The organism is Inquilinus sp., from assembly GCF_057815775.1.
In genome coordinates this window covers 1-2,803 of record NZ_JBYRFX010001041.1, presented here as the reverse complement: position 1 = coordinate 2,803, position 2,803 = coordinate 1, and the positions used below count along the sequence as shown (strand labels likewise).

Annotated in this window: 4 protein-coding genes; 3 read left to right on the top strand and 1 reads right to left on the bottom strand. The window is 65.2% G+C overall.

The window, feature by feature from the left end:
- On the bottom strand, positions 1–984 hold a 984-nt coding region (locus tag AC3XYG_RS37065; protein WP_489144910.1), incomplete at its 3' end, for a catalase family protein.
- A gap of 518 nt (positions 985–1,502) precedes the next feature.
- Here AC3XYG_RS37065 and dut point away from each other — a divergent pair.
- The 3 genes from dut to AC3XYG_RS37050 all read left to right on the top strand — a co-directional run.
- Positions 1,503–1,952 carry a dUTP diphosphatase gene (gene dut / locus AC3XYG_RS37060; RefSeq protein ID WP_489144911.1) on the top strand — a complete coding sequence of 150 codons (450 nt, stop codon included), beginning with the start codon at positions 1,503–1,505 and terminating at the stop codon, positions 1,950–1,952.
- Positions 1,953–2,069: 117 nt separating this feature from the next.
- Positions 2,070–2,276, top strand: coding sequence for a hypothetical protein (locus tag AC3XYG_RS37055; RefSeq protein WP_489144909.1), 207 nt, complete (start codon positions 2,070–2,072; stop codon positions 2,274–2,276).
- A gap of 164 nt (positions 2,277–2,440) precedes the next feature.
- A partial coding sequence (locus AC3XYG_RS37050) for an alpha/beta fold hydrolase (RefSeq protein ID WP_489144908.1) occupies positions 2,441–2,803 on the top strand: 363 nt, incomplete at its 3' end.

Genomic DNA, 2,803 nt, shown 5'->3' with positions numbered 1-2,803 from the left:
GTCGTCGTGCGCTTGCGGCCACAGGCTGAGTAATCGTGCATAGACCGAGGATCGAGCGCTTCGCGGCAGGTCATCGGCTGGATCGATCCCAGCCCGCAGCGTCGCGGGACCGTGCTCGACAGCAGGGCAGGGCAAGGTCTCCCCGCCTTCGGCCCGATCGATCGCGGCCATCCCCGAGTCGATCTGCCGATGGTTGCCTCGCGTCGTGGCGTTGGCCGGGTCGCCGGAGGTACCGGCCGCCATGAGCGGGCGCAATTGCGGGCCTGGCTGCGCGACCGAGTCCAACACGGCGTCGAACAGCGTGTTCCGGCCCGCCTCAACCGCCGGACCGGCGGGCTCGAATGGCTGCACCGACCTGGTTGACGAGCGAACCAGAATGGTCTGGCCCGCGGCATCGACGAGTTGCAGTCCGCTCTGCCCGGGATTGTCGCTCGCCGGCAAAGCCTGCCGATCCGCACCGTTCGCCAGCGCCCGAACGACTTCGGGGTGGGTGGTCAGGAAGACCTGCAGTTCAGCCGGATCCGGCTTGCCAGCGGCCGGATCCGGGGCAGCGGCCAACCGGTCGGCAGCGCCGCGAGCAGGGTTCACCGCGATTACCGTGATGTCGTCCATGCCGATGCGCCATTCGTCCTCGCCCGGCGGCGGAAACCGCACTGACATGGTGTGCATCGCCTCGGAGGCATCGGTCCGGAACGCTACCCCGCCGGCCAGCGCCAGGCGTCCAATCAGTGGAACGCGGCCGAGCGAGGCGGTTCGGGATAGCTCCACGGCCTGCCCGGCGCTCGTGAACCAGCCCGCGCCACAGCCGTTCTCTGATTGGCGGGGCGGCAAATCCGGCTGCATCCCGTCCGCCAGGCCGACGGCCGCCACAGCCCGCTCCTGGCTCATCGGCCGCTCGCGCGACAGCCAGCCGCCGGAGAACGGGAATGCGCCTGTGATGCCGACCACCACCGCGCCGATCACGCCCAGGCCCACCAAGGCCATGCCCCATCCGAGGGCGCTCGATCTGTCCGGACCTTCCGGTGGCATGAAAGCCCCGTCATCACAGTTGCTATTAAGGTCCGTTCGGTCCGGGGGGACAGGCTGCATCATAGCACCCGGAGGCGGGTCAGCCCCTCGCTCGAAAGGGCGGCGCATTGCGGAACTGTCGTTGGCAGGGTCATGAAGGGGGTCTTGCACGCGCATGATTTTGGGGTGGGCCGGCCGGATGTAAGCGGGACGGCTGTGGTGGGTCGACTACCTAACTCTATGATTACGCCCGGCGCATGTGGCCCCTTGGTCGAATATGCGACCAAGATCTCGGCGGATTCCGGGCCTTTCCTCCTCTCGCCGCCGCATGACGGCCGCGAAACATGAAATTGTGGCAAACAGATGCGATTTGGTGACAATCGTCGTCATGCGCCCCGCTTGCGGCGTCATCAGCCCCGATTCCGCCGTGGCGAGCGTGCTGTGGGCGTCGCGTTTGCTTGCTGCGCGACATCGGCATGAGCCAAACTCCAGCCATGTCGATTCCCATCCAAGTCCGCCGCCTGCCTCACGCCGAGGGCCTTCCGCTGCCATCCTATGCGACCGCCGGCGCTGCCGGGATGGACCTGCTGGCCGCTGTCAGCGACCCGATCTCGATCGGGCCCGGCGAGCGCAAGCTGATTCCGACCGGCCTCACAATCGCCCTGCCGCCCGGTTACGAACTGCAGGTCCGCCCGCGCTCTGGGTTGGCCCTGCGCCATGGAATCACCCTGCCGAATACGCCGGGGACGATCGACGAGGACTATCGGGGCGAAATCGGGGTCATCCTTTTGAACGCCGGAACCGAAACATTCACCGTCAAGCGGGGTGCCCGCATCGCTCAGGCCGTCCTGGCCCCGGTCAGCCGAGCTGTGTGGCATCAGGTGGAGAGTTTGGATCTTACGGCGCGCAACGCCGGTGGGTTTGGCAGCACTGGGACGGCCTGACCTCGCTCATTTTTCGCAGAAAGTTGATCGAAACATGGTATGAATTGGCACCTGTTGCTGTAGGGTAAGAGTGTCGGGGCCGGAAGGACGCCTGCCTCGCTGCAGGGGAACAGACTCATGTCCACGCAGCTCGCCCAATTCGAACTGACCCAGTCGGCCACCTCTGAAATCATCGCCCATCAGGTGGCGCAGAACGATTTCCGCGACGCTGACCTGCTCGATTCTGGCAACCCAACGAGCATCGTTAGGGGGATTGTCAGCGCGGTCCTGATCGCCACGCCGTTCTGGATGCTATTCGCTTTCGCACTTTACCTGTTGATTTAACGGCGTCCCGGTCGGACCCAAGCCGTTCAGGAACCTGACAAAAAGATCACAATCGTTTTTGATTGACCCGACCCAGCCGGTTGGTCTTCTCAATGCCTATGCGTCACATCCTGGCTGCGAGTCTTCTGCTGGGGCTGTTGGTCACGCCATCCGGGGCCCAGCCCTTGCCGCGCAACGTGGTCGATCACTTCTTCATGTCGAGCGACGGCGTACGGCTGCATTACCTGGAGGCGGGCCCCCCGACCGCTCACACATTGGTATTCGTGCCGGGGTGGACCATGCCGGCCTGGATCTTCATGCCGCAGATCCAGATGTTCTCCCGCCACTATCATGTCATCGCGTTCGACCCGCGTGGGCAGGGCGACTCGGCTGTCCCGGCCAACGGCTACGAGCCAATCCGCCGTGGCCGCGATGTGGCTGAACTGATTGAGCGATTGTCAGGCCGGGTGGTTGTGATCGGATGGTCGCTGGGGGTGCTGGATACGCTGGCCTCGATCCACGTCGCTGGCGACCAGCGGTTGGCGGTG